Source organism: Mycobacterium sp., assembly GCF_019243155.1.
In the GTDB taxonomy this organism is placed as follows: domain Bacteria; phylum Actinomycetota; class Actinomycetes; order Mycobacteriales; family Mycobacteriaceae; genus Mycobacterium.
Map to the genome: position 1 here is coordinate 1 of NZ_JAFAUS010000323.1, position 19,891 is coordinate 19,891.

Below are 19,891 nucleotides of genomic sequence, written 5' to 3' on the forward strand. Positions count from 1 at the left end.
GCGCTGCTGCAACAGCGGCCACACACCGAGGCCGCGCGCAACATGGACCAAGCGACCCGCCTGATTCTGCACGAATCCGGTTTGGCAGCAAGCGATTTCGCTGGTTCACACGCCGTCTTGTACGTCCACCTGCTGGGATCGGTTGAACTCGCCCATCGGCTTTCACCGGATGCCTCGCTGAGCGACGAGATGGAATCGACGTTCCTGCACGGCCTGAACGTGATAATCACCGGCCTCAAACACATCTGACGAAGCCTCTGGAGCAGATCATGACCCAATCTGTACTCGACCTGGCCGACCCCACCTTGTGGGCGAATGGCTTTCCCGATGAGGTCTTCGCCGAATTGCGCGACACCGCACCGGTTTACCACCAGGAGTTGACCAGTGCGGTCAATGAGCAACTGGGACGCGAATTCTGGGTGTGTACCAAACACGCCGAGGTCAGCCGCGTCCACCGGGACCACGAGACGTTCACGGCGACCGACGGTCCCCTGATCCAGCAGGCCGACCTGTTCGCCGCGTATCCCGCGATCGTCAACCTCGACCCACCCGATCACACAAAACGCCGCAAGCTCATCGCCAAGGCATTCACCCCGAAAGCAGTCGACAAGTTGGAGGAGGGGATTCGTGCGCGTTCACGCGACATGACGGTCGCGCTACTCGACAGCGGCGGTGGGGATTTCATCGATCTCGCCGCGGGTTTGCCCATCTCGGTCATCGGCGACATCGTCGGCATTCCATCCGACGATCGGCCGCGAGTGTTCGGCCTGATCGGCGAGGTTCTCAAGCTCGCGGGCGCGGGCATCTCGGTGCCGTCCGGCGATGACCTGCTCCCCTTCCTCACCCTGTTCCAGTACGCAACCGAACTGACCGCGCAAAAGCGCGAGAATCCGGTAGACGACATCTGGTCGACGCTGTGCACCGCCGAGATCGAAGACGAATCCGGCGATAAGTTCCTGCTAGCCAACAACGAACTCGAAATGTTCTTCTTCATCCTCAGCCTCGCCGGCAGCGATACCACCCGCAACGCGCTGTGCGACGGGCTACGGGCGTTCGTCGCGAACCCGGATCAAATCGCCAGGTATCGCGACGAGCCCGAAATCCGTGGGCGCGCGGCCGAAGAGGTGCTGCGCTATTCCACGCCGATCATGTTCTGGGTGCGTGGGGCGACCCGCGACGTCGTCCTCGGCGACACTGAAGTCCCGGCAGGCGCACGCGTGGTGACCATGCTTCGCTCCGCCAACCGCGACGAGGACGTCTTCGATCGGCCGCTCGACTTTCGGATTGATCGTGACCCCAACCCCCACGTGGCGTTCGGCGGTGGCGGTGCGCACCACTGCCTGGGGGCAATGCTGGCGCGAGCGGAAATCAGGGCGGCACTCGACGAAATCCTGCTCAGCACAGACGATATCGAGACGGGCGCGCCGGTTATTCAGCATCCGAACATGGCGTCCAACATGACCGTCTACGAATCGCTACCCGTCGCGTTCGGGCGGAGTCGATAACTCTTACACGCCGAATTTGGCGCGAGCCTCTTCCGATACCGGGGTGAACAGGTTGACGAGGTTCCCATCCGGATCCCGGAATAACAGAGCGCGATTGCCCCACGGCATGGTTGTCGGCTCGGTGACGACCTCTCCGACACGCCCGCGGAGCCGCTCGTATTCCGCGTCCACGTCGTCGACGATGAACTCCAAAATCGCGCTCCGGTTGGCCGCCGGCTCGGCGGATCGGTCGCCGAACAGCGGTACGGTCTTGTCGCTGCCGATGGCCAGCGTGCCAATCGGCGTCGGGATCTCGGCGAAAAGCTCATTCCCCCATACCGCACAGGCCTCGGTGACCATCTCGTAGAAACCGACGAGCCGATTGACGTCGGCGGTGATGATGCGAGTCGAGATGAACTTCATGGGGCCTCCGCATGCCTTCGAGGTGCAATCCTCTTGCGCTAACGCATGCTAGGGGCCGGGTCCGACAAGCGCGGGTTGGTCATTCGTAGTCGGGACGCCGCTCGGTTTCGGCGGTCTCGCGATCGACGTCCGCCTGCTCGCGCTCGGCATCGGCTTTCTCGCGCTCGGTTCCTTCGTCCACACGCCGGAGCCGCTCGCGTTCGCGCGCTGCGGCCGTGCCCTCGCGCTGGTCCGCACTTTTCTCGCGCTCGTCGGCCAGCCCCTCGCGATCGTTCGCGATTTTGTCCCGCTTATCGGCGATCCGATCCCGTCTGCCCGCCATGAACTCGCGCCTTTTGACGTCGCCCTCGCGCTGCTCGAGAGCCTTTTCGCGCGCTTCGAGCTCTTCAGTGCGGCCTTCGAGTTCGTCGGGAGTTTCAGGACGATCTTCCGCGATCACCAGCTCACCTTAGCGCCGCGACGAAACTCTACGTGCAAGTAGATGATGCGCTCACACGTCATTCCCTGAGTAACCGCAGCGTCGTCGCCGCGGCATCGTCGGAGACCATGTTTCCGGTCGAACCGCCGCCGTACTTGGCGCGGTAGGCGTCGTCCACGTCCGCCCGCAGTGCCGACGAGCCGGTCCCGACGTCCTCGACGCGCACGTCGGCTTCCAGGCCGGGGACGCGCACTCGCGCGCGTCCGCCGCGCAGCGCGTGGCCGAACCACCCGGTATCCCTGCGGTACCACGTGCGGACATACACGTCGCCGATGGCGTGCACTACCCAAATCGGTGTCCACGGCCGAAGTGTCCCGTCCGCACGGCGCACCGCAATCTCGAGTTCGCGGGCCGCGCCGATGTGCGCGAGCTGCTCAGCGGTCCAGCTCATGATTGCCGAGCGTACCGACGAGCGCTTGTCTTCTTCGAACTCGTCGAAGGCCGCCCAGACCAGCCACACGGGCGCGTGGTTACATGGCCTTCGCCCGTCTAAGTTCAGGAGTCACTCATGGCCGACACCGACGCCGCAGCGATCCGAGCGGACCGCGGTAACTGGATCACCGAACATCTCGAGACCTATCTGACCTCCGGTGGTACGCGGGGCCACATCATGGACGTCAGCGCGGTCGGGGGCCGCGAGATGACGACGCACTGCTTGATCAGGTGCACGGGTCGCAAGTCGGCGAAGGTGTATGTCAGGCCGTTGATCTACGGCAACTTCGGCGGCGAGATCGTGATCGTCGGGTCAAAGGGTGGTGCCGACACGCATCCGGGGTGGTACTTGAACATTCTGGCGAGCAAGACAATTGGTGTGCAGATCGCGACCCAGGCGTTCGAGGCGACGTGGCGCGAGCCCGAAGGCGAAGAGCGCCACGAAGTATGGGCATATATGTCTCACCTGTATCCGCCGTACCTCAACTATCAGCGGTCGACCAGCCGCCAGATCCCGCTGGTGATGCTGACGCTCGGACGACCCATCGACGTCTTCACCGCCGAAGACTCGGAATAAAGTCAGTGAGCGATCGACTAGGTTTCGGCTCCCTCGTCCGGCGCGATAGGTTTCGACCCTGACTCATGGGGTAAACCCCGGGCAGGGTTCAATTAGGTTGACGCTCAAACAGTTGGTGTCCACTATCCCGGTCCGGGCGGCTATGAATCCTCAAAAGCCGTAAGCGTCGAGCTCCCACCGGATTTCACTCAGCCAATCAACAGGGGCAGCCTAGCCGTTATGGCACCCCATCGGTTCGGGCGCGCTGCTCTGGCAGCGCCGTTTGAATTGGGATGTCTAACAACCTTTTTGGCGACGTTGCGCACCCGAAAACGCGGTCGACATATTCGCCGCACGACAAGGAGAAACTGAATGACCACAAGCAATTCCACTACTGGCCGTCGGGCAGAGGCAGCCAATATCCCCAGCCTGGCCGCGGATGCACAGCCCGCTCGGGTTACCGCCCGGCGCGGCGGCGAGACGAAAGCTTTCTACAAGACAACGGAATTCATCGTCTTCATCGCCGCGACCGTCGCAGTGCTGCTTGCGTCCTACTTCGTCAAAGCGACCGACGGGCACGGCGACTACTTCCAGGCCGATAAGGCATGGCTTTACGTCGTGATCCTCAGCGTCGGCTACATGGTGAGCCGCGGTCTGGCGAAGTCGGGCAGCCGCCACCGGCTTTACGACGACGCCTGATCAACTGTCCGAGACAGCTCCGGGCCCTTCATCGAGGTGAAGGGCCCGGAGTCTGCTCATCGCGAGAACAATGTCGAACCTGATCTAGGTTCGGTTCGAGGATCTCAGCCGACCGGTTTCGAGAAAGGATTCGGGGTACACCGCCGCGTACGCCTCGCCGCTCGGTGAGGCAGCCCAAGGAGGTACATCATGCCCAATCAGAATCCCGATGAGTCCGCAAATGGGCGACTCGAAGACTTCGACAATCCGGAGTTGGGCAGTGGCGCGCGCGACACGGGCGAGGACACCCCAGAACCCGGCGAAGCAGGCCGCCCAGTGGGGACCGTAGACGAAGACGCAAACCCACCGATGAGCGATTCAACGGCCTCCGATACCTACGGGGGCACCGGTGAACTGCCACCGCAAGACACGGGAAGTGAGATCCCGCCTTACGAAGGCCGCAAAGAGACCAGCGGCTCATAGAGTTCGGGCCGGGAAGCGTGGCGGCTTGCCGGCTAGACGTTGAACCGGAACTCGACCACGTCGCCGTCCCTAGTCATCCACCGAAATCGATCTCATCGCCGCGTATCGCGCGAAATGCCTTGTTACAGAGCGTACTCGCGGGAAGGATAACAACAAGCGCGATAACAAGCGCCAGCGCTGGATCGAGCCAGTAGAACCGTCGAGTCGTCGCAATCACCGCACCGGCGATTGCAACTGTCCCAGCCGCTGCGGCGTCTGCCAGCGTATCCAGCAGGACCGAGCGCATATGGAGATCCTCATTCGCAGCGGACGCACCCAGCACCCAGGCGCCGGCCAACAGCACCACCATCGTCGCCGCGCTGACGATCAACACCGGCAGTCCGTGTACCTCAGGAACGCCGTCCACCAGACGACGCAGCGCCTCGACCACAATCAACACGGATACGATCAACAGTGCTCCGCCGTTGATGAGTGCGACTGCCGGTATGGCCAGCCAGCGCCGCGGATGGCTCGACCGGTCGCGCACGGAAACCGCGATCAAGCCGAGGATCAGTGCGACGGAGTCCGCGGCAGTGTCGCCCGCGGCAGCAACGACGCTGACGGAATGCGCAGCTAGGCCCACGAGGATCAGCGCTGCGATCAGTGAGACGTTGAGAACGAGAACGATCCTCAGACGCGTCTTTTGGTTCACCCGTTACTCGTAGACGTTGTTTCAAACCAGAAGTCGACGAGGTCGCCGTCCACAGTTGCGCTGATGCCGCGCCTAGCCTTGGCCCCCGAGAAGGTGCGTGTAGGGGTCACTTTTCGAGTCCACTGACTCAGGCATGGGGTAATAGGTCTTGATCAGCAGGTTGCCGTGGTCGTCCCATGCGAAGGTTTCAATGCTGTGCGCCATTTGGATGTTCGGCTCGGTGCCAAAGTGGTTTTCACAGACCCAAGCCATCTCGTTGCCGTTGACCTGTACGGTGATCATCTTGATCTTGAGGATGGACTGAAACATGTCGAATGCCTCTGAAGTCGCGGTGTCGAAGCCGCTCTTCTCCTCGGTGCCCACCGGGTCGTACATCCGAACCTCACCCGGACAAATCGTGCGCCAAGACGCCACCCACTCGTTTTTCCTTCCGGCGTTCCACAACTCAGCATGTTTCGCTGCGTGCGCCAGTCGAGCCTGACGACTTGGAACACCGCCCATGGTGCCCGCCTCCATATTCATCGGCGACAGAAACATTAACCCTCAATGAAAATACATCTAGTCTGTCGCGCCGACCAGCCGTCGCGGTCACGGCTTCGATGTAGATGTTGATCCAAACCGAAATTCGACCACCTCCCCGTCGGCCATCAGCCGGTCTGCGCCGTCGCCTGATCCGTCGTCGACTTACGGCTCTCGAAGAGGAGCGGGTAGATCAGGCCGCCGATAAGCCCCCCGACCAGCGGCGCCAGCCAGAACACCCACAGTTGGCCGGGTGCGCCTGCCCCATTGAAGAAAGCGACGCCTGTGGATCGAGCCGGGTTGACCGAGGTGTTGCTGATCGGGATCGAAATCAGGTGGATGAGCGTCAGCGACAGACCGATGGCCAACGGCCCGAACCCCCTTGGGGCCCGAATGTCGGTGGCTCCCAGCACCACAATGAGGAAGAATGCCGTTAGCAAGACCTCGGCGATGATTACGGCCCCCAGCGAGTAGTGGCTGGGCGAATGAGGGCCGTATCCGTTCGCGGCCATGTGCCCGATTGGCGAGAATCCGGACTTTCCCTTCGCGATGACCACCAACGCTAAGCCTGCGAGCAGGCCGCCGCCGACCTGGGAGATCCAGTACCCGGGCAGAGCCTTCCAGGGCAGCCGCCCGCTCACCGCCGCGCCCAGACTGATCGCAGGGTTGAAATGTCCACCCGAGATGTGGCCGACTGCGTAGGCCATGGTGATGACGGTAGGCCCGAAGGCCAATGCCACTCCGAGGAAGCCGATGCCCAACTGATAGATGGCGCTGCCATCCTCGGCTTGAGCGATCTGTTTGGCCGCGAAAATCGCGCTGCCACAGCCACCGAATACCAACCAGAACGTGCCGAACAGCTCGGCGGCGAATCTCGAAGCCAGCGACGACGATGTCATGTGCCGCCTCCTTTGGTAGATAACTCCGCGGGTAGTTGCCACCTGTGGACGTCTCAAACATCTACCGACCGGTCCGCTGCCTGCCTTCTCCTTTGCCCCTCGAGGTTGAACCGGAACTCGACCACGTCGCCGTCGGCCCCTCAGTCATTGGGTGCCTCTGACGAAGGACCACAGGGAAGCGGTGCATGATCGCGGAACATCTACGCTTCGAGGCTGCAATCGAGGAACCAACGGAAGAGATCTCCATGTTCGATGATCCGGCACCACTAGCCAAGCTCTTCGCACGTGCCAATGTGGTCGTGCGACCCTTGCTTCAATCGCCACTGCACCCGCTCGTGAGCGGTCGCTTGATGCTCCTGAGCTACACAGGGGGTAAGACAGGCAAGCACTACAGCTTCGCCATCGGGTATTTCCCTTGGGATGATGGCGACGTCATCGTGTCCAGTTCCGCGCACTGGCCGAAGACGATCGGCAATGCCCAGGATGTACGGGTCCTTATCAAGCGGCGGTGGTTCGCGGCCAGACCGACTGCGATCAGACAACTCGACCAGAAGGCCGACGTTCTCGCCGAGTTCGCCGAGCGCAACGGACCGCGAGCGGCCAAAGGGCTGATGCTTGGCTTGCCGGGAGACCGGCAGCCGGATCGGCAAGAGCTGCTCAATGCGGCGGCCAAGACAACCATCGTCCGTCTCGCCCTCACCGCTGCCGGTTAATGACCGGCTGCCTTGCCTCCTGACGTTGTTTGGAACCGGAACTCGACCACGTCCCCGTCGGCCATCACGTAGTCCTTGCCCTCCATCCGGACCTTGCCGGCGGCCTTGGCCGCCGCCATCGACCCGGCCTCGATCAAGTCGTCGTACGACACGATCTCGGCTTTGATGAAGCCCTTCTCGAAGTCGGAGTGGATCACTCCGGCGGCCTTGGGCGCGGTATCGCCCTGGTGAATCACCCACGCGCGCGCCTCTTTTGGACCCGCGGTCAGGTAAGTCTGCAGCTTGAGAGTGTGAAAACCCGCCCGCGCCAACGCATCCAGGCCACGCTCGGTCTGCCCGATGGACTCCAACAGCTCGGCGGCCGACTCGTCGTCCAGCTCTTGCAGTTCGGCCTCGATCTTGGCGTCGAGGAACACCGCGTCGGCGGGCGCGACCATCGCTGAGAGTTCGGCCTTGCGGGCATCGTCGGTCAGGACGGCCTCGTCGGCATTGAAGACGTAGAGAAAAGGCTTGGTGGTCATCAAGTTCAGCTCGCGCAGCAGTGACACATCGACATCGGCCGCAAACAGCGTCTTGCCCGAGTCCAGCACTACCCCCGCGGCGACGGCCGCCTCGTGCACGGGTTTGCGTTCCTTGTTGTTTCGGGCTTCCTTTTCCAGGCGCGGGACCGCCTTTTCCAGTGTCTGCATGTCGGCGAGGATCAGCTCGGTCTCGATCACCTCGATGTCAGAGCTCGGATCGACCTTGCCGTCGACGTGCACGACGTCGTCGTCGGCGAACACCCGCACCACCTGGCAGATCGCGTCGCACTCGCGGATATTGGCCAGGAACTTGTTGCCCAGCCCGGCACCCTCGGAGGCGCCCTTCACGATTCCGGCGATGTCGACGAACGTCACCGGCGCCGGCACGATCTTCTCGGAATCGAACATCTCCGCCAGCTTGTCCAGCCGGGGATCGGGCAGCGGCACGACACCCTCGTTCGGTTCGATCGTCGCGAACGGATAGTTGGCTGCCACCACGTTGTTCCGGGTCAGCGCGTTGAACAAGGTCGACTTGCCGACGTTGGGCAAGCCCACTATTCCCAGGCTCAGGCTCACGGGGAACCAAGTCTAGGGCTCGGCCGCGAGGCCGGCTGCCAGGGACCGTTCCTGCGGGAAAGGCAGGGCGCGCCCGGCGTCCCTACGAGGTATTTACGGGGCTTTCGGCCCATTCCCGGTACGGTCTACATGTGTCAGCTCAGCGGGCAAAGTCAGCGGTGGAGGTTTCGCACCGTTCGGCCCACCCCAACATCGGCGGCGTCCCCTGGTACGCGGCCGTACTCATCGCCGTTACGGCGACCGCGATCGGCTACGGAATCGATGCTGGCCACAAAGACCTGACCCACGTCTTCGCCGGCTTCTATATAGCCGGCTGTGTGGCGGCGGTGCTCGCGGTACGCCAGGACGGCATTTTCACCACGATCATCCAGCCGCCGTTGATCCTCTTTTGTGCGGTGCCCGGCGCCTACTGGCTGTTCCACGACGGCAAGGTCGGGAGTCTCAAAGACCTGCTGATCAACTGCGGCTACCCGCTCATCGAGCGGTTTCCGCTGATGCTGGGCACCGCCGGCGGCGTGCTCGCGATCGGCCTGATCAGGTGGTACCTCGGCAACTTACGCATGACGGGCGCGGCAAAGGAGTCCGACGATGACGCCGACGACACAGGCGCCAAGTCGATCGTGGGTGGCCTGGTCGCCAAGCTGGCGTCGCTGATCCGCCCCGAGACCGACACAGAGGACGCCGACGATGCCTCCGCCGGTACGCGCCGGCGGCGCACGTCCAGCTCCTCGAAAGCCCGCCGGACGGCGCGCAGCAGCCGCTCTACGACCAGGTCCTCCCGAACCCGCTCGCGGCACACCCGCGAAGGGCTGGACGACGGGGCCGAATCGGCCGAACGTTCGGAGCGGCCGAGGCGCTCGGCTCGTAGGGGCGCGACGGCCCGCGATTACGACGCGGACGAACCGCCCCGCCGGCCACGGCGGCGCCCTCGGCCGGACGGTGACCCGGACCCGCGCGGCCAATCGGCGCGCGAAGGCCGTCGCGAACCACGCACCCGCCGCAATCCGTACGAGCGCCCGCGTAGCAGCCGTTTCGACGATTACGACGGGTACGAGCCGCCGGCCTCGCCCGGCTCGGGCCGCTACGAGAGCCGCTTCGGCGCCGACGAGCGTTACGACCTGTTCGAGCCGTCGTACGAACCGCGTCGCCGCCGCCCCGCGCCGAATGGCGCCGGTTCGACGCATCACCCCATCTCGCAGGTCCGGTATCGCGGGTCGGCCGGCTCGGAGCAGCCGACGGCCGAGCCGCGCAGCGAGCGTCGCAGCCGTTCGCGGGCGCATGGGCGGTCGCAGGGGCGACCGCCGGCGGAATCCTGGGAGTACGACGTCTGAGCCTCGAACGGCTCAGAGGGAGCTCAGAGCAGCGAGCGAATCTCGCGGGGCAGCGCGAACACGAGGGTTTCCTGTGCCGTCGTGACCGGCTGCACCACATCGAAGCCACACTCCGCGAGCCGCGCCAGCACACCGCGCACCAGCACCTCGGGCACGGACGCACCGGACGTCACACCGACCGTGGTGACGCCGTCCAGCCAGGACGGGTCGATGTCGTCGGCCCAGTCGACCAGGTGAGCGGCTGCGGCGCCGCCGATCAACGCCACTTCCACCAGGCGCACCGAGTTCGATGAATTGCGAGAGCCCACGACGATCACCAGGTCACACTCCGGAGCCATCGCCTTGACCGCGACCTGCCGGTTCTGCGTCGCGTAGCAGATGTCGTCGCTGGGCGGGTCTTGCAGCTTGGGGAAGCGCTGGCGCAGCCGGGTGACGATTTCCATGGTCTCGTCGACCGACAGCGTGGTCTGGGAGAGCCACACCACCTTGTCCTCGTCGCGCACCGACACGTGGTCCACCGCGGCGACACCGTCGACGAGCTGGACGTGGTCGGGCGCCTCGCCGGAGGTTCCGATGACCTCCTCGTGACCCTCGTGGCCGATCAGCAGGATGTCGTAGTCGTTGCGGGCGAATCGCCTGGCCTCGTTGTGCACCTTGGTGACCAGGGGGCAGGTGGCGTCGATGGTGTGCAGGTTGCGTGCGGCGGCCGCCGCGTGGACCGTCGGGGCGACGCCGTGCGCGGAGAACACCACGATTGCGCCCTCGGGGACCTCGTCGGTCTCCTCGACGAACACCGCCCCGGCCTTCTGCAGGGTGTCCACCACGTGGCGGTTGTGCACGATCTCGTGGCGCACGTAGACCGGCGGTCCGTGCTTTTCCAGGGCGCGTTCGACCGTTTCCACGGCGCGATCCACACCCGCGCAGTACCCACGCGGCTCCGCCAGCAGCACCCTTCTGCGGGTCGGGTCGTTGGCTACTGAGCTGGCTGCGCCGGGAATTCCCATGTCGACAGTCGGCGGCATGACACCAAGGGTACGTTCTGCCGACACGGGCCTGCCAGCTCGCGGCGGTGGGCTTGGACTTATCCGCCGGTTAGGGCAATCTTGGACCCATGGCTACTGCACCGTATGGAGTTCGACTATTGGTCGGCGCGGCGACGGTCGCCGTCGAGGAGACAATGAAGCTGCCGAAGACGATCCTGATGTATCCGATGACGATTGCCAGTCAGGCGGCGCACATAGTGATGCGGTTTCAGCAGAACCTCGCTGAGCTGGTAATCAAGGGCGACAGCACCCTTGAGTCGATTTTCCCGCCCCGGGACGAAAAGCCCGAGTGGGCGACGTTCGACGAGGAGTTGGAGGAGTCGGCCGAAGGCTCGTTCGCTGCGTTGCCCGAGAGCGGCGAGGGCGACCGCAGGGCCGAGGGACGATTCGCGTTGTACTCCGTGGCAGAGGCGCACGAAGACGCCAGCGCCCTGACCAATTCCGTGCGGCCGTCGAAGAAGTCGAGCGGCGCCTCGGTTCCACTGCCCGAGATCGCGGAGGAGCTCGACTACGTTTCGCTGACGCTCGCGCAGCTGCGCGCGCGTCTGCAGTCGCTGAGCGTCGACGACCTCGAATCCCTGTTGGCCTACGAGCAGGCCACCAAGGCGCGCGCACCGTTCCAGACGTTGCTCGCCAACAGGATCACCCGCGCGAACGCGAAGTGACCCGAGCCGCAACCTCCCCGCCGAATTCCGCCGAGAACCCGTTTCCGGTGCGCGCGGTCGCAATTCGCGTCGCGAGCTGGATCGACAAGCTCGGCATCGTGTGGGTAGAGGGTCAGCTCGCCCAGATTTCAATGCGGCCGGATGCCAAAACCGTGTTCATGGTGCTGCGCGACCCGGCCGCCGACATGTCGCTGACCGTCACATGCTCTCGCGACTTGGTTCTGCGCGCGCCCGTGAAGTTGACCGAGGGCACCCAGGTGGTGGTGTGCGGAAAGCCGAACTTCTACACCGGACGGGGCACGTTTTCGTTGCGCCTCAGCGAGATTCGCGCGGTCGGCGTCGGTGAACTGCTGGCGCGCATGGATCGGCTGCGTCGGCTGCTCGACGCCGAAGGACTGTTCGACCCGCGGCTGAAGCGCCCAATCCCCTTCCTGCCCAACATGATCGGCCTCATCACCGGACGCGCCAGCGCTGCGGAGCACGACGTCACGACGGTGGCGGCCGCGCGCTGGCCCAACGTGCGTTTCGCGGTGCGCAACACCGCGGTCCAAGGTCTCAACGCGGTGTCGCAGATCGTCGAGGCCCTCCGCGAGCTCGATAGCGATCCCGACGTCGATGTGATCGTCCTGGCCCGTGGCGGCGGCAGCGTCGAGGACCTGCTGCCGTTCTCCGACGAGACGCTGTGCCGCGCCGTCTCCGCGTGCCGCACCCCGGTGATCAGCGCGGTCGGCCATGAGCCCGACAATCCGCTGTGCGACCTGGTGGCCGATCTGCGCGCCGCCACCCCGACCGATGCGGCCAAGCGGGTGGTGCCCGACACCGCCGCCGAGCTGCGGCTGGTCGACGAACTGCGCCGGCGTAGCGCGCAGGCGCTGCGCAACTGGGTGGCCCGCGAGCAACGCGCGCTGGCCCAGCTACGCAGCCGTCCGGTGCTGGCCGAGCCGCTCGCGGCCCTGACGGCGCGCGCCGACGAGGTGCACCGTGCGCGGTCGGCGATCCGCCGCGACATCACCCGGCTGACCGCCGTCGAGGCGGAGCGCGTCGGCCACCTGCGCGCCCGGCTGGCCACGCTGGGGCCGGCGGCCACCCTGGCCCGCGGGTATGCCGTGGTTCAGACCGTTCCCGACGCCGGAGCGCCCGTGGTGCTTCGATCGGTCGATGACGCCCCCGCGGGCACTCGGTTGCGCGTGCGAGTCGCCGACGGCGCCGTGTCCGCGACGAGCGAAGGGCCTACCGATGGCGCCTAGAAAAGACGCGGACGACGCGGACGCAGCTAGGCCCATTAGTGATCTCGGTTATGAGGCGTGCCGGGACGAGCTGATCGAAGTCGTGCGACTGCTGGAGCAGGGCGGCCTGGACCTCGATGCATCGCTGAAATTATGGGAAAGAGGCGAACAGCTGGCTAAACGCTGTGAGCAGCATTTAGCTGGTGCACGCAAACGAATCGAGGACGCGCTCGCCGCGGGCCAGGCCGACGACGCGTGAATCCGGCCGTCGAGGCGAAATCACTTGGTGAATTCTCAACAAACTGGAACACGTTTCAGTTATGCTTCGCCGATGGGTGATGCATCACTGACAACCGACCTCGGTCGCGTCCTGGTCACCGGAGGCTCGGGGTTCGTAGGCGCCAACCTGGTAACCACCTTGCTCGACCGGGGCTGCCAGGTCTGCTCCTTCGACCGTGCCCCCTCGCCGTTGCCGCCGCATCCGAACCTGACGGTGCTGCAGGGGGACATCACGGACACGGCCGACTGCGCCAAAGCGGTCGACGGCGTCGGCACGGTCTTTCACACCGCGGCCATCATCGACCTGATGGGCGGCGCGTCGGTCACCGACGCCTACCGGCAGCGCAGCTTCGCGGTCAACGTCGGCGGCACCGAGAACCTGGTGCACGCCGGGCAGGCGGCGGGGGTCAAGCGATTCGTCTACACCTCGTCGAACAGCGTGGTGATGGGCGGCCAGACCATCTCCGGCGGCGACGAGACGTTGCCCTACACCCAACGGTTCAACGACCTCTACACCGAGACCAAGGTGGTCGCCGAGCGATTTGTGTTGTCGCAGAACGGTATTAGCGGCATGCTGACGTGCGCGATCCGGCCCAGCGGCATCTGGGGCCGCGGCGATCAGACGATGTTCCGCAGGCTCTTCGAAAGCGTGATCGCCGGCCACGTCAAAGTTCTGATCGGCCGCAAATCGGCGCGGTTGGATAACTCCTACGTACACAACCTGATTCACGGTTTCATCCTGGCGGCCCAACACCTGGTGCCCGGCGGCACCGCCCCCGGGCAGGCGTACTTCATCAACGACGCCGAGCCGATCAACATGTTCGAGTTCGCCAGGCCGGTGATCGAGGCCTGCGGCGAGAACTGGCCCCGGGTGCGGGTCAACGGCCCGATCGTGCGCGCGGCGATGACCGGGTGGCAGAGACTGCACTTCCGGTTCGGGATACCGGCACCGCTACTGGAGCCGCTGGCCGTCGAGCGGCTGTATCTGGACAACTACTTCTCGATCGCCAAGGCCACCCGTGATCTCGGCTATCAACCCCCTTTTAACACCGAGCAGGCGATGAACGAGTGCCTGCCGTACTACGTCGACATGTTCCATCAGATGAAAAAGCAAGCGCTGGAAGGTGATCCGACGCTAAGCGGAAGCCGCTAGCTAGCGGAAGCTCACCATCTCGGTGCCCCACGCCTGCCGGATGGGCGCATCGATGTCGTGCGCGACGGTGTCACGCTTGTCGATGAGCAGGCAGGCACGATCGGTCTCCTGGTACGGCGCCCAATCGCTTTCACCGGCGGGGCCGACGGGCTTGGAGTGCGCGGCGAAGTTGACCCATCTGGCGCGCATCCGTCGGGACACCGCCTTGGCGGTTTTGACGCCGCCGAGCTTGAGAGTCGGATCCTTCGGAGCGCCGAGATTGCCCCACGCGTAAGGCAATTCGGTGGCGTGCGCCGCATTGATCAGCAGCAGCCGCAATAGCGGTGTGGCGTAGTCGAAGCGGTACAGATACACCGGCGCCACGTGGGCGTGCCCCTCCGCGAGCCACACCGATGGCATGCGGAAGCCCACGTCGGTCGCGATGCGCAGGCTCCGAGCTTTTCGCCGTCGTCGCGAATACGCCGAGCCGATCTGCTCCTCGGTCGGCAATTGCAGATCGGGCTGCTCGGCGGCGATCTGGTTGAACATCGACGTGATCGCGCGGGGAGTGATCGGCATCAGCGGCGACTTCATCAGCCGGAAGAGCGCCGCCTCGTGCTTGTTGGTGCCGATGATCAGCGGGACCGGATGTGAGCGGCCCTCCTGCGCCAGCTTCACCGGGTAGTCGTCCAGCACATCGCCGTCCACGATCGGGACGAACGCCAGCGTTCCCGGATTGCGTGCGGGCACATCGTCGAACACCTGCTGGGACGCGGCCAGGATTGCTTCCAGCGGCATGTCGGTCAGGCGCTGCGTCTCCGCCGCCGTAATTCCCAGCTTGTCGAGCAACGCCTCGGCCACGCGGCGGGCTCGCTCGCGGTCGTACACCGATGTCGCGGGCGAACTCTGCGCGATCGCACCGGCGAACAGGCCCGCGGCGGCCGGGCTGGCGAGCAGCGTCGTGACCATGCCGGCACCCGCGGATTCACCGAACAGGGTGACGCGTCGGGGGTCGCCACCGAACGCCGCGATGTTGTCGCGCACCCAGACCAGCGCGGCCAGCGCGTCGCGCAGCCCGACATTCGAGTCGAATCTGGGATTGAACGACGACAGGTCGACGAAACCCAGCGCGCCGAGTCGATAGTTGACTGTCACGACGATGACGCCGTCGCCCACCAATCTGCGGCCGTCATAGAGCGATTGGCTGCTCGATCCCAGGACGTAGGCTCCCCCGTGCAGCCACACCATCACGGGTTTCCCGGCGCCGGGCCGGGTGTCCGACGACGCCCATACGTTCAGCCTCAGGCAGTCTTCGCCCTGCGGCGCCCCCAGGTCGAGCGGCATGTTGGGAAACACCGGTTGCGGGCAGGCGGGCCCGAAGGACCTGGCGTCGACGACCTCCGTCCACTGCTGCGGTGCCTCGGGCGCCCGGAAGCGCAGGTCGCCGACGGGCGGCGCCGCGTATCGCAGCCCGCGCCAGGTTCTGACGCGGCCGTCGTCACTGCCCCGGACCGGGCCGTAGGTGGTTTCGACCACAAGGTCGTCGATCGCCATGCGTGTGCACTATCTCCTGAAAATTTGGCCTAAGTCAGGCGCTGCGTGAGGAACTCGACCACCCGCTTGCGGGCCTCATAAGCCGGATGGCCGTCGACCTCACGGACCTCGAGGGTCAGAACCGAGTGCGCCATCTTGCCGAAACCGTGTTCGTTGCCCGGGCCCGAGTCGATGTCGATCACCTCGAATGCGTCGCCGAGCCGCTGCTTGAGCGTGGCGAACCGCTCCTTGGGAGCCAACTTGTCCTCGCTGAAGCGCAAACCCATGGCGCACAACCCGTCGTTGGCGCACCGGTCGGCCACGGTGGCCAGCTCGGACTCGCTCAGACCGGGATCGCGACGCCGAGCCGCACCCATAAAGATCGGCACCGACGGCTGCGAAAGCACCGGAGCCAGCACGCTGTCGTCGACCGCGGCAGCCAGCGCGAAACCACCGGAGAAGCACTGACCGATCACGCCGACGCCCTTGCCCGGAGTTGACGCGTTCAGGTCACGGGCCAGCGCGCGCAGGAACAACGACACCGGCCGCTGCTTGTTGGTCGCGAACGCCGCGAATTCCCTTGCCACGCATGCCCGCGCGATCGACCCCATCGCGTAGGCACCCGTGGCCGCCCGGCCCGCAACGCCGTACAGCGAGGGGATGGCCACGGTGAAGCCGTTGTCCACCAGGTGATTACCGAGACCGAGTACGCCGGGATGGATCCCGGGCAGCTCGGGGATCAGCACGACCCCGGGACCGGCGCCTTTGCGATAGACGTCATGCGTATAGCCGCCGCCGGCGAACGGCGTCGCGGACCATCCGGACAGGTCTGCTTCGGGTGCGGTCACGCTACGTGGACCCCTTGTTGGTGCGGGCCGGCTAGCGGCTTGGTAACGGCGGCTGCGATTGCGTCGCCGAGGCCAGCGTACGGAACTGATCGGTGCTTCCGGCGCCGGTTATCGCGATTTGGGTGGTGCCGGATGGGCCGGTGAGCCGCGTCGTCCAGATCGGCTCGGCTTCGGCTCCACTCTGGCCGGCGCCGTGATAGACGACCCAATTTGTGCCGGCGACATCGACCGTCCCGGTGGGATACGCCGATGAGTGGATCGAGCCGACCAGTTTGTCCTCGTCGGCGTTGCTCTGGGTCAGGCTCAGATACTCACCTGTCGGGCTGATGTAGCCGACGGTCGAGATGGCGGCATTCAGCCGCTGTCCGGTCGAGGGTTCCGCCCGACCCCCAGCGATGCCCCCGCGGCTGCCCGAGTTGGCCTGCCAGCCGGGGGGCAATTGCGGCAGCCGAATAGGAAAGCCCAGCGCCGCGGCGTCGGCCTTCAAGGCAGCCGGCGCGTCGTACGAAGGAATCACGCCCTTGTTGCGGCCCAGCTGGAAAGAGCACATTCCCACCAAGCCGGCCAGGATGATGCACCCGATCACCAGCGGAATGAGCGACCAGAACATATCGCGGCCGTCCTGCAGCAACCGCGGCTTGGCTGCTCTGGGCGCCGGAGTCGGCTCGCCGCCCACATAAGCGTCCGAACTGGCGTCCGAGCTGCCATTGTGCTGCGGCTCATCGGTCATCCTCCGAGTATCCCAGTTCCAGCAGACCGATCCGCTTCTGGGACAATCGACAACCATGACAGTCGAGGGTGACCGCTCATCTGGCTCGGGTTCGTCGCAACCGCGGCCCCGCGGCGAAGCCCCGGACCGCAACCTGGCCCTGGAACTGGTACGCGTGACCGAGGCCGGTGCCATGGCCGCCGGACGCTGGGTGGGCCGCGGCGACAAAGAGGGCGGCGACGGGGCTGCCGTCGACGCGATGCGCGAGCTGGTCAACACGGTGTCGATGCGCGGCGTGGTCGTCATCGGTGAAGGCGAAAAGGACCAGGCGCCGATGCTCTACAACGGCGAGGAGGTCGGCAACGGCGACGGCGCGGACTGCGACTTCGCCGTCGACCCGATCGACGGCACGACGCTGATGAGCAAGGGCATGCCCAACGCCATCTCCGTGCTGGCGGTGGCCGACCGCGGCGCGATGTTCGACCCGTCCGCGGTTTTCTACATGAACAAGATCGCCGTTGGGCCCGAGGCCGCGCATGTGCTCGACATCACCGCGCCGATCGCCGAGAACATCAAGGCCGTCGCCAGGGTCAAGGCGTTGTCGGTGCGCGACATGACCGTGTGCATCCTGGACCGGCCGCGGCACGCCCAGCTGATCGAGGAGGTCCGGGCGACCGGGGCCCGCATCCGGCTGATCACCGACGGTGACGTCGCCGGTGCGATCTCCGCCTGCCGGCCGCACTCGGGCACCGACATGCTGGCCGGCATCGGCGGCACCCCTGAAGGCATCATCGCGGCCGCCGCGATCCGGTGCATGGGCGGGGCGATCCAGGCACAGCTGGCTCCTACGGACGCCGAGGAACGCCAGAAGGCGGTCGACGCCGGCTATGACCTCGATCAGGTGCTCAACACCGAGGACCTGGTCTCCGGCGACAATGTCTTCTTCTGCGCCACCGGCGTCACCAATGGTGACCTGCTCAAGGGCGTGCAGTACTACCCCGGCGGCTGCACCACCCAGTCGATCGTGATGCGGTCGAAGTCGGGTACCGTCCGGATGATCGAGGCCTACCACCGGCTTTCGAAACTCAACGAGTACTCCTCTATCGATTTCACGGGCGACAGCTCTGCCGCCTATCCCCTGCCCTGACCACCGATCGACAACGAGGAAGCCACTCTATGGCCACTGAAGGCTCTGGAAACGACACCGAGTACCGCATCGAGCACGACACCATGGGTGAGGTCCGGGTGCCCGCAAAAGCGTTGTGGCGCGCCCAGACTCAGCGCGCGGTGGAGAACTTCCCGATCTCTGGCCGCGGTCTCGAGCGCACCCAGATCCGCGCGCTGGGCCTGCTGAAGGGCGCCTGCGCGCAGGTCAATAAAGACCTCGGGCTGCTGGCACCGGAGAAGGCCGACGCGATCATCGCCGCCGCGGCCGAGATCGCCGATGGGCAACACGACGACCAGTTCCCCATCGACGTCTTCCAGACCGGTTCGGGCACCAGCTCCAACATGAACACCAACGAGGTGATCGCCGGCATCGCGGCGGCCAACGGTGTCACGGTGCACCCCAACGACGACGTGAACATGTCGCAGTCGTCCAACGACACCTTCCCGACCGCCACCCACATCGCGGCCACCGAAGCCGCGGTGCGCCATCTGATTCCGGCGCTCGAGGTGCTGCACGAAGCGCTGGCGAGCAAGTCGCGCGAGTGGCACGAGGTGGTCAAATCGGGGCGCACCCACCTGATGGACGCCGTCCCGGTCACGCTCGGCCAGGAATTCAGCGGCTACGCACGCCAAGTGGAAGCGGGCATCGAGCGGGTGCGCGCCACCCTGCCCCGACTGGGTGAGCTGGCGATCGGCGGAACCGCGGTGGGCACCGGCCTCAACGCACCCGACGGCTTCGGCGCGAAGGTGGTCGAGACACTCGTCGCTTCGACCGGCCTGTCCGAATTGCGGCCTGCGGTCAACTCTTTCGAGGCGCAGGCGGCCCGGGACGGGCTGGTGGAGGCGTCCGGGGCGCTGCGCACCATAGCGGTGTCGTTGACCAAGATCGCCAACGACGTCCGCTGGATGGGGTCCGGCCCGCTGACCGGGCTGGCCGAAATCCAGCTGCCGGACTTGCAGCCGGGTAGCTCGATCATGCCGGGCAAGGTGAATCCCGTTCTGCCGGAAGCGGTTACGCAGGTCGCCGCGCAGGTGATCGGCAACGACGCCGCCGTCGCCTGGGGCGGCGGGAACGGCGCGTTCGAGCTCAACGTCTACATCCCGATGATGGCCCGCAACATTCTCGAGTCGTTCAAACTGCTGACCAACGTGTCGAAGCTGTTCGCGGAGCGCTGCATCAGCGGGCTGACGGCACACGTCGAGCACCTGCGCGAACTGGCCGAATCATCGCCGTCCATTGTGACGCCGTTGAACTCGGCGATCGGCTACGAGGAGGCCGCCGCGGTTGCGAAGCAGGCACTCAAGGAGCGCAAGACGATTCGGCAGGCGGTGATCGACCGCGGCTTGATCGGGGACAAGCTGTCGCTGGAGGAGCTGGACCGCCGGCTCGATGTGCTCGCGATGGCCAAGGTCAAACCGGCGAATTAGGTGGGGGTGGTTGGGCGATGACGGTTCCTCCCGGGGGGCCCTACGGACAGGGGCCGTACGGAGCCAATCCGTATGGG

23 protein-coding genes and 1 pseudogene are annotated in these 19,891 nt (G+C 65.4%); 13 read left to right on the forward strand and 11 right to left on the reverse strand.

All coding sequences use genetic code 11. The annotated features are described in order from the left end of the window. A pseudogene (locus tag JOZ00_RS16315) lies at nt 1-249 on the forward strand (TetR/AcrR family transcriptional regulator); the annotation flags it as partial. Between the two features lie 20 nt (nt 250-269). Then, nucleotides 270-1,505 (forward strand): cytochrome P450, encoded by a 1,236-nt coding sequence (locus tag JOZ00_RS16320; RefSeq protein ID WP_293345332.1) that lies wholly within the window; start codon nt 270-272, stop codon nt 1,503-1,505. Between the two features lie 3 nt (nt 1,506-1,508). Here the strand turns inward: JOZ00_RS16320 and JOZ00_RS16325 are convergent, their stop codons facing one another. The 3 genes from JOZ00_RS16325 to JOZ00_RS16335 all read right to left on the reverse strand — a co-directional run bounded on the left by JOZ00_RS16325 (nt 1,509) and on the right by JOZ00_RS16335 (nt 2,845). Further along, entirely contained in the window at nt 1,509-1,907 is a 399-nt protein-coding gene (locus JOZ00_RS16325) for a VOC family protein (RefSeq protein ID WP_293345334.1), read from the reverse strand. A gap of 79 nt (nt 1,908-1,986) precedes the next feature. Then, nucleotides 1,987-2,346, reverse strand: a complete 360-nt coding sequence (locus tag JOZ00_RS16330; RefSeq protein WP_293345336.1) for a hypothetical protein — start codon at nt 2,344-2,346, stop codon at nt 1,987-1,989. Nucleotides 2,347-2,404: 58 nt separating this feature from the next. Then, nucleotides 2,405-2,845, reverse strand: a complete 441-nt coding sequence (locus JOZ00_RS16335; RefSeq protein ID WP_293345338.1) for a DUF2255 family protein — start codon at nt 2,843-2,845, stop codon at nt 2,405-2,407. A 48-nt stretch (nt 2,846-2,893) separates the two neighbouring features. Between JOZ00_RS16335 and JOZ00_RS16340 the strand changes: the two genes are divergently transcribed. From JOZ00_RS16340 to JOZ00_RS16350, 3 genes are all read left to right on the forward strand, one after another. Then, nucleotides 2,894-3,394: a nitroreductase/quinone reductase family protein gene (locus tag JOZ00_RS16340; protein WP_293345340.1), complete on the forward strand. Its 501-nt coding sequence runs from the start codon at nt 2,894-2,896 to the stop codon at nt 3,392-3,394. Between the two features lie 351 nt (nt 3,395-3,745). Further along, nucleotides 3,746-4,072, forward strand: coding sequence for a hypothetical protein (locus JOZ00_RS16345; RefSeq protein WP_293345342.1), 327 nt, complete (start codon nt 3,746-3,748; stop codon nt 4,070-4,072). A gap of 189 nt (nt 4,073-4,261) precedes the next feature. After that, nucleotides 4,262-4,534 (forward strand): hypothetical protein, encoded by a 273-nt coding sequence (locus tag JOZ00_RS16350; protein WP_293345344.1) that lies wholly within the window; start codon nt 4,262-4,264, stop codon nt 4,532-4,534. A gap of 73 nt (nt 4,535-4,607) precedes the next feature. On the opposite strand, the gene JOZ00_RS16355 is transcribed toward JOZ00_RS16350, so the two are convergent. The 3 genes from JOZ00_RS16355 to aqpZ all read right to left on the reverse strand — a co-directional run bounded on the left by JOZ00_RS16355 (nt 4,608) and on the right by aqpZ (nt 6,643). Further along, the gene (locus tag JOZ00_RS16355; RefSeq protein ID WP_293345346.1) at nt 4,608-5,225 is read right to left on the reverse strand and encodes a cation transporter; all 618 of its coding nucleotides are present in this window, start codon (nt 5,223-5,225) and stop codon (nt 4,608-4,610) included. A 72-nt stretch (nt 5,226-5,297) separates the two neighbouring features. Beyond that, a complete protein-coding gene (locus JOZ00_RS16360) occupies nt 5,298-5,762 on the reverse strand; it encodes a hypothetical protein (protein ID WP_293345348.1) in 465 nt (154 codons plus the stop codon). Nucleotides 5,763-5,872: 110 nt separating this feature from the next. Further along, nucleotides 5,873-6,643: an aquaporin Z gene (aqpZ, locus tag JOZ00_RS16365; RefSeq protein WP_293345350.1), complete on the reverse strand. Its 771-nt coding sequence runs from the start codon at nt 6,641-6,643 to the stop codon at nt 5,873-5,875. A 185-nt stretch (nt 6,644-6,828) separates the two neighbouring features. Between aqpZ and JOZ00_RS16370 the strand changes: the two genes are divergently transcribed. After that, complete coding sequence (locus JOZ00_RS16370; protein ID WP_293345352.1) at nt 6,829-7,356, forward strand: hypothetical protein; 528 nt, start codon at nt 6,829-6,831, stop codon at nt 7,354-7,356. On the opposite strand, the gene ychF is transcribed toward JOZ00_RS16370, so the two are convergent. After that, on the reverse strand, nt 7,353-8,453 hold the full coding sequence (ychF, locus tag JOZ00_RS16375; RefSeq protein ID WP_293345354.1) for a redox-regulated ATPase YchF: 1,101 nt from the start codon (nt 8,451-8,453) through the stop codon (nt 7,353-7,355). The two genes, JOZ00_RS16370 and ychF, sit on opposite strands and share 4 nt — an antisense overlap. 131 nt (nt 8,454-8,584) lie before the next feature. Between ychF and JOZ00_RS16380 the strand changes: the two genes are divergently transcribed. Further along, entirely contained in the window at nt 8,585-9,784 is a 1,200-nt protein-coding gene (locus JOZ00_RS16380) for a DUF6542 domain-containing protein (RefSeq protein ID WP_293345356.1), read from the forward strand. 23 nt (nt 9,785-9,807) lie between these two features. On the opposite strand, the gene JOZ00_RS16385 is transcribed toward JOZ00_RS16380, so the two are convergent. Beyond that, entirely contained in the window at nt 9,808-10,806 is a 999-nt protein-coding gene (locus JOZ00_RS16385) for a 4-hydroxy-3-methylbut-2-enyl diphosphate reductase (protein ID WP_293345358.1), read from the reverse strand. An 89-nt stretch (nt 10,807-10,895) separates the two neighbouring features. On the opposite strand from JOZ00_RS16385, the gene JOZ00_RS16390 reads away from it, so the two are divergent. From JOZ00_RS16390 to JOZ00_RS16405, 4 genes are all read left to right on the forward strand, one after another. Further along, nucleotides 10,896-11,492 (forward strand): lipid droplet-associated protein, encoded by a 597-nt coding sequence (locus tag JOZ00_RS16390; protein WP_293345360.1) that lies wholly within the window; start codon nt 10,896-10,898, stop codon nt 11,490-11,492. Then, nucleotides 11,489-12,739 carry an exodeoxyribonuclease VII large subunit gene (gene xseA, locus JOZ00_RS16395; protein WP_293345362.1) on the forward strand — a complete coding sequence of 417 codons (1,251 nt, stop codon included), beginning with the start codon at nt 11,489-11,491 and terminating at the stop codon, nt 12,737-12,739. The genes JOZ00_RS16390 and xseA overlap by 4 nt, the downstream gene beginning before the upstream one ends. Next, on the forward strand, nt 12,729-12,977 hold the full coding sequence (locus JOZ00_RS16400; protein ID WP_293345364.1) for an exodeoxyribonuclease VII small subunit: 249 nt from the start codon (nt 12,729-12,731) through the stop codon (nt 12,975-12,977). Before xseA ends, JOZ00_RS16400 begins: the two co-directional genes overlap by 11 nt. Before the next feature lie 72 nt (nt 12,978-13,049). Beyond that, nucleotides 13,050-14,150 carry an NAD-dependent epimerase/dehydratase family protein gene (locus JOZ00_RS16405; RefSeq protein ID WP_293345366.1) on the forward strand — a complete coding sequence of 367 codons (1,101 nt, stop codon included), beginning with the start codon at nt 13,050-13,052 and terminating at the stop codon, nt 14,148-14,150. Here the strand turns inward: JOZ00_RS16405 and JOZ00_RS16410 are convergent, their stop codons facing one another. The 3 genes from JOZ00_RS16410 to JOZ00_RS16420 are packed head-to-tail and all read right to left on the reverse strand — an operon-like array spanning nt 14,151 to nt 17,240. Continuing rightward, nucleotides 14,151-15,683: a carboxylesterase/lipase family protein gene (locus JOZ00_RS16410; protein WP_293345368.1), complete on the reverse strand. Its 1,533-nt coding sequence runs from the start codon at nt 15,681-15,683 to the stop codon at nt 14,151-14,153. 29 nt (nt 15,684-15,712) lie between these two features. Then, a complete protein-coding gene (locus JOZ00_RS16415) occupies nt 15,713-16,510 on the reverse strand; it encodes a dienelactone hydrolase family protein (RefSeq protein ID WP_293345370.1) in 798 nt (265 codons plus the stop codon). Between the two features lie 31 nt (nt 16,511-16,541). Continuing rightward, nucleotides 16,542-17,240 (reverse strand): DUF4245 domain-containing protein, encoded by a 699-nt coding sequence (locus JOZ00_RS16420; protein WP_293345372.1) that lies wholly within the window; start codon nt 17,238-17,240, stop codon nt 16,542-16,544. A 55-nt stretch (nt 17,241-17,295) separates the two neighbouring features. Between JOZ00_RS16420 and glpX the strand changes: the two genes are divergently transcribed. Both glpX and JOZ00_RS16430 read left to right on the forward strand, forming a co-directional pair. After that, nucleotides 17,296-18,366, forward strand: a complete 1,071-nt coding sequence (glpX, locus tag JOZ00_RS16425) for a class II fructose-bisphosphatase (protein WP_293345374.1) — start codon at nt 17,296-17,298, stop codon at nt 18,364-18,366. Nucleotides 18,367-18,395: 29 nt separating this feature from the next. Next, nucleotides 18,396-19,814, forward strand: a complete 1,419-nt coding sequence (locus JOZ00_RS16430; RefSeq protein WP_293345376.1) for a class II fumarate hydratase — start codon at nt 18,396-18,398, stop codon at nt 19,812-19,814. Nucleotides 19,815-19,891: the final 77 nt, after the last annotated feature.